Source organism: Sedimentibacter sp. B4 (assembly GCF_000309315.1).
GTDB classification, from domain to species: Bacteria; Bacillota; Clostridia; order Tissierellales; family Sedimentibacteraceae; genus Sedimentibacter; species Sedimentibacter saalensis.
Window position 1 is genome coordinate 1 of sequence record NZ_CANG01000933.1, and the last position, 5,759, is coordinate 5,759.

Annotated in this window: 6 protein-coding genes and 1 pseudogene; 6 read left to right on the top strand and 1 reads right to left on the bottom strand. The window is 30.1% G+C overall.

What is annotated here, in order from left to right; translation table 11 throughout:
- A partial coding sequence (locus BN358_RS16610) for a S8 family serine peptidase (RefSeq protein WP_157593550.1) occupies positions 1-552 on the bottom strand: 552 nt, incomplete at its 3' end.
- Positions 553-712: 160 nt separating this feature from the next.
- Between BN358_RS16610 and BN358_RS16615 the strand changes: the two genes are divergently transcribed.
- From BN358_RS16615 to BN358_RS27990, 6 genes and pseudogenes are all read left to right on the top strand, one after another.
- A complete protein-coding gene (locus BN358_RS16615) occupies positions 713-1,432 on the top strand; it encodes a LytTR family DNA-binding domain-containing protein (protein ID WP_019229666.1) in 720 nt (239 codons plus the stop codon).
- Between the two features lie 257 nt (positions 1,433-1,689).
- Entirely contained in the window at positions 1,690-2,718 is a 1,029-nt protein-coding gene (locus BN358_RS16620) for a sensor histidine kinase (protein ID WP_198018510.1), read from the top strand.
- Positions 2,719-2,849: 131 nt separating this feature from the next.
- Entirely contained in the window at positions 2,850-2,993 is a 144-nt protein-coding gene (locus BN358_RS24695) for a cyclic lactone autoinducer peptide (RefSeq protein WP_019229668.1), read from the top strand.
- Positions 2,993-3,586 (top strand): accessory gene regulator ArgB-like protein, encoded by a 594-nt coding sequence (locus BN358_RS16625; RefSeq protein ID WP_019229669.1) that lies wholly within the window; start codon positions 2,993-2,995, stop codon positions 3,584-3,586. Before BN358_RS24695 ends, BN358_RS16625 begins: the two co-directional genes overlap by 1 nt.
- Positions 3,558-4,229 carry a hypothetical protein gene (locus BN358_RS16630; RefSeq protein ID WP_157593548.1) on the top strand — a complete coding sequence of 224 codons (672 nt, stop codon included), beginning with the start codon at positions 3,558-3,560 and terminating at the stop codon, positions 4,227-4,229. The genes BN358_RS16625 and BN358_RS16630 overlap by 29 nt, the downstream gene beginning before the upstream one ends.
- Positions 4,230-5,131: 902 nt before the next feature.
- A pseudogene (locus BN358_RS27990) lies at positions 5,132-5,719 on the top strand (AAA family ATPase).
- The last annotated feature ends 40 nt before the right edge of the window (positions 5,720-5,759 follow it).

Below are 5,759 nucleotides of genomic sequence, written 5' to 3' on the forward strand. Positions count from 1 at the left end.
TGACATGATGTTTACCCCGGGAGCTATGAGGTCAGGTTTTCTTACCCTGTCAAGGGTTGGGCCCCTGCTTGAAAATTCCGCAATTGAATCATCATTTGTTTCAACTGTGCGCCCGTCATCAAGTGCTCCTACGGAAATGACGTACCTGCTGGTTGCAGGAGACAGTATGGTGTTTCTCATGGGTCCGCTGTTTCCTACTGCTGCAACAACTATGAAGTTGTTGTCTATAGCCCTGTTTGCTGCTTTAACCAGAGGGTCTCTCCTTTCCCTGTACTGAGCAATGGCTCCCAGGGAAAAATTGATTATTCTTGTTTTATAAACCTCCCTATTTTCGATTATCCACTGGACTGTTGATAAAATGTCTGATGTGTTTCCGTTTCCGCTTTCATCAAGAACTTTCACTGAAAGAATATTTGCTTCCGGTGCAATTCCTTTGTACTTACCCTTTGACGAATAGCCGTTTCCGGCAAGTATTCCTGCGCAATGAGTGCCGTGTACAGTAAGACAAAATAAAGGAATATTAAAAAAAGAAACGTAATTACATATTTTAATTCATGTTTGTAAAAGTCATTCAAAAATCTTGCTTTTCTTACTTTTTACAGCTCAACGGAAATATTAAGTGTATTAAGATTTTTCTGAACAGATTTTCTTCATTGTTTGAACAGCATTACTAGAGTATAATTAATTATATAAAAGTAGGCAGGTGAATTTAATGTTTCGAATTGGAATATGCGATGATGAGTCTATTATTTGCTCTGAAATTGAAAATATCATATTAAACTACAGCAAATCAATTTCTGAAAAAATTGAAGTTGATGTTTTTTATTCAGGTGAAGAATTATATGAATTTTTAAAAAGTGATAATTGTGTTGATATGATTTTTCTTGATATCGAGTTAAACAAGCTTAATGGAGTTGAGCTTGGAAGAATAATTCGAAATGAACTGAAAAATGAAAATATACAAATAGTTTACATTTCCTCAAAAGAAAATTATGCCATGGAGCTTTTTGATGTAAGACCTCTTAATTTTTTAATAAAACCTATTGATAAATTAAAAGTCATTGAAATGATAAATAAAGCCATGGAGCTTTTAAATAAGCTGGATGTTTATTTTAAGTATAAGCAAGGACATAATTTTTGTAAAAAAGAAATAAAAGACATACTCTATTTTGAAAGTGATAATCGCCAGGTAAAGATGGTTACAACAACAGATGAAATTACATTTTACGGTAATTTATCTGAAATTCATTCACAACTTGAATTACATAAATTCTTCTTTATTCACAAGTCATACTTGGTTAACTATTATCATGTAGCAGAGTTTTATTACGATAAGCTTATTCTGACCAACTCACATGTTTTGCCCATAAGTCAGTCAAAAAGAACAGAGGTACGAAAATTGCAATTAAAGCATGAAGGGGATGAAATATAGTGAATATTAGTAATTTTAATATGTTTTACATTATTACCAATACATTTGATGTATATATAATGTATAAGTTTATGTCTGCTTTTTTTGACAGGAAAGATTCGAACAGACAGATTGAAATCATTTCATATACACTTTATTATTTTAGCTTCACTTCTATGTACTTATTTTTGAACATTCCAATTGTAACTTTAGTGTGTAACATTATGGTGTTGTTTTTAGTATCCTTCAATTATGAGGCAAGCTTAAAAAGAAGGATTTTGAATATTTCGCTTATTTACATAATCTTAATATCCATTGAAAGTATTGTTGCCTTAATGTTCGGTTTTTTGGATTTTTCTGTATTTAGTAAAAATAATGAATTCTCTTCAATAGCAGGTGTGATAATTGTTAAAATACTATTATATATTGCAGCGCTTTTTATAAATAATTATAAAAACATAAAAAATAAGACGGTTATTCCATACAGTTATTGGTTTGCTATATTTTTCATACCCATTATGTCATTATTTATAATTTTGACTATAATAGAAATGGCCTCAGACAATGTTTATAAAATTGTCTTTGTTATAGTTAGTTTGTTATTTGTAAATTTCTTTGTTTTTTATTTATACGATAATCTAAGTGTGCAACAAGAAGAAAGATATGAAAAGTTGCGTTTATTTCAACAAAATAATTATTATCAGAAGCAATTTGAGCTTATGAAGGTATCGTTAAAATCAACCAGATCATTTAAACATGATATGAAAAACCATTTAGCTGTGTTAAAGCTGCTATTTGAAAAAAATGAATATAATGAAGCAATGAAGCACATTGAACAAATGACAGATGCAATTATTACAGCAAAAGAATATGCACAATCGGGCAATGTCATAATCGACAGTATTCTCAATTATAAGCTTCAAGAAGCTGTACATAATGGAATATCTGTTTCATTAGAATTAAATATACCGGAACAATTAAACATTACCTCATTTGATATGTCAGTAATATTGGGAAATTTATTAGATAATGCAATTAATGCTTGCTCGAAATTAGAAAAAGATAAAAGACTGGATATAAAGATTAAGTATAAAAGGGGCAGATTGATAACTAAGATATCTAACACATATAATGGAAATTTAAAATATATCGGAGATAACTTGATTACATCCAATGAAGATAAGGAAAATCATGGTATAGGCATTAAAAACATAAAATTTGTATTGGACAAATATAACGGTGAGATGGAAATTGAACATACAGAAGATGTCTTTACAGTAATATTGCTTATGTATTTGAATTATTAGTCAGAATAAACACAAAACTCTTAAGTTTCTACAAAAATATATATAGATTTCAACATGTTCCCGCACAAGTAGTTTTTTATGCTAATATTAAAGCACCAAAAGCTAAAAAAGTGAATTGAGGGGGGATAACCTTGAAGAAATTGGTTTTAAAATTCGGAAGTGCAATTGCAAGTTTTGCACTGATGATAACGGCTCTTAATGTAAATACCACATGTTATTTTTTGATTCATCAGCCGAGGCTTCCAAAAGGTTCCGAAAAACTGCGTAGATTTTAATGCAAGGTAAGATTATACAAAGGGTAACAGATGAACTGGTGTCAAATAAAATTATTGACTCGGAGGATTGCGAGCTATATACATACGGACTGCAACAGGGAGCATTGATACTCCTGAATATTTTGACAATATTAATTGTGGGAAAAATATTCGGTATGCTATGGGAGAGCGTGGTCTTTATGGTAACATACATACCTCTCAGGACATACGCGGGAGGATACCATGCAAGAACACAACTAAAGTGTTACATCAGTTCTGTAGTACTAATTGTTACGGTGCTTTTGGGAATAAGGTTTATACCATGGACAAACTTTATTTGTATAACGATTGTAATAATTTCAGGACTGATTATATATATTCTCTCACCGGTGGAGGATAGTAACAAACCGTTAGATGTTGCAGAAGTAAAAGTATATGGAAAAAAAGCAAGGATGATTTTAGCTTTGGAATTTGGAGTGTTTATATTGCTTGTAAATTTAGGGGTGAAAAGTATTGCAACATGCTTATCAATTTCATTATTATCATTAAGTATGATGTTAATATGTGGGAAAATAAAAACTTTAATTGGAGGAAAAAATAAAAAAATTAACTAAAGTAGCATCAATATTTATAATGACTATTTTAATGTTACAAAATGTGGCATTTGCTCAAGATTTAAATACATTAGTAGAAGCTGTACCTATTGACGAGTTGGCTACTTTACCAATAGAAAGAACCTACTCATATGATGAAATAATAGCACATATGAATGAAAACGGGTATGAAGAAAAAGAAATTCAAGAATTCCAAAAAAAACATGAAGAAAATTTAAAACTTCAATCAGTAGAAATTAACAGTATAACTATAAGATATCAATTATTCACAATGGATGGAATTAGTTTTAAAAATTTTTTGACTACTTACAAGTTACAACCACAAGTGTTGGTAGGTCTTCAATATTCAGGTTCCGATAGTCCCGATAGAATTGTATCATTAGAGGAGCCGTTTGTTTATACCGGAGGCGGTGCTAAGTGTAGTTTTCAAGGAAAAATGGTGTATAAGCTAATTTCTGGCAGAGAATTCTATACCCTTATACAAGGAGATGTATATAAAGAGGGGAGTATGAACGTATCTGGAGATGTTAAAATAAATTTAGGTGGTAAAGGAGAAGCAACGATTACAGTTTCAAATGGTAATGGATATCTAAAAAATATATCCTATGAAGAAACTTATTATTCTTCTGCCTTAGATGAATAAAACTTAATTACCAGATCTATGACATATCATTGTCATAGATCTGGAATGGTAAAATAATTCTATAAAATTCTATAGGTAAACATGATGAATAGAATCATAGTATATAAATACCTATTGTCTATAAATTTTTAAATTATGAGGTGCAACATGAATAATAGGAATAAATTTAAATTATTAGTAGCTATATTGATAATCTTAACACCTATAATTTGCGATAACATAGTGTTCCTAAGAGATAATCATATGGAAATGAAGTATATATTTGTTTCCCTTGTAGTATCTAGTATCATTGGACTAAGATATATATATAACTTATTAGATAAGTAGTATTTTAAGACATGAATGACTGGGGTGCGTGGCTAAGGAAAATGGATGTAGATACGGTGCAAGGGCTGATACATTGTGATTATTTAATAACACAACAGCTCTTTTTTATGCGTGTAAATAATACTGTGATTTGTGTATGGACATAGATTTGTATGATGACAGAGGGTGCAAAGTGTACACCAGACTGAACGAAAAACACATTTTTACTTGAAATAACATTCAAAAATTTATAAAAGCACGCTATATTTGCATTTTTTATAGATAAATATTATATGATTTTTCATTTATTCAAAGTTTAACGGGTGCGTTGTCATTTTTGACTTTCGTGTCTTGAAATCGCATCTTTAAGAAAAATATTCAGATTCTAAAGAGGGAATGAATTTTGTGCCCTTTAATTATGAAATTATTTTATTTATATCTAATAACCAGCTACCTGATTCTAAGCAAAGGCTTTGATTATAGATTAGGTGCTAGTAAGCTTTTTTAATATAAATGTTGAAAATTAAAGAAACACAAATCGTTAATAGTTACTTAAAGGCAATTATTTTTTTGTTTCCAAAAAACAAGGAGGATATATGTGTAAAGTAATAGCAATAGCAAACCAAAAAGGCCGAGTAGGTAAGACTATTACAGCAATTAGTCTTGGAATTAGTTTATCAAAACTTAATAAAAAGGTGTTACTCATTGATTTAGATGGACAAGCTAATTTGACAATATTCACTAGGGTTTAAACCAGATGAATTGTATAATACAATTACAAATTTAATTGAAAATAGAATTAATGATTATAATTATAGTATTGAAAAAGTAAATATCTTATAAAAACATAAGGTGTATATTTATTGCCAGCAGATATAGGTTTATCTAGTATTGAAGTGAAAATGTTAAATACTATAAACCGAGAAAATATACTTAAGAATATTGTTAAAGAATTTAAAACAATGTTTGATTATATAATAATTGACTATCTGCCATCATTAGGAAATCTTACTATAAATGCTTTGGTTGCATCTGACAGTGTCATCATACCAGTACAAGCACAGTATTTATCAATGCGTGGAATGGAACAACTTCTAGAAACTGTTAAGGGAGTTAAAGCACAGATGTCAAGGGGACGGGGTTGTTGTCATCATTCTCGTGACAAACACATGGGAGGGCAGTAACCCTCCCCTACAGTTGTTATAGAAAAATGTTGAACTGTAT

Bases quoted from the DNA above. Each gene is read 5' to 3' on its own strand.
- BN358_RS16625 (WP_019229669.1), top strand. From the start codon at position 2,993: ATGCAAGGTAAGATTATACAAAGGGTAACAGATGAACTGGTGTCAAAT.
- BN358_RS16615 (WP_019229666.1), top strand. From the start codon at position 713: ATGTTTCGAATTGGAATATGCGATGATGAGTCTATTATTTGCTCTGAA.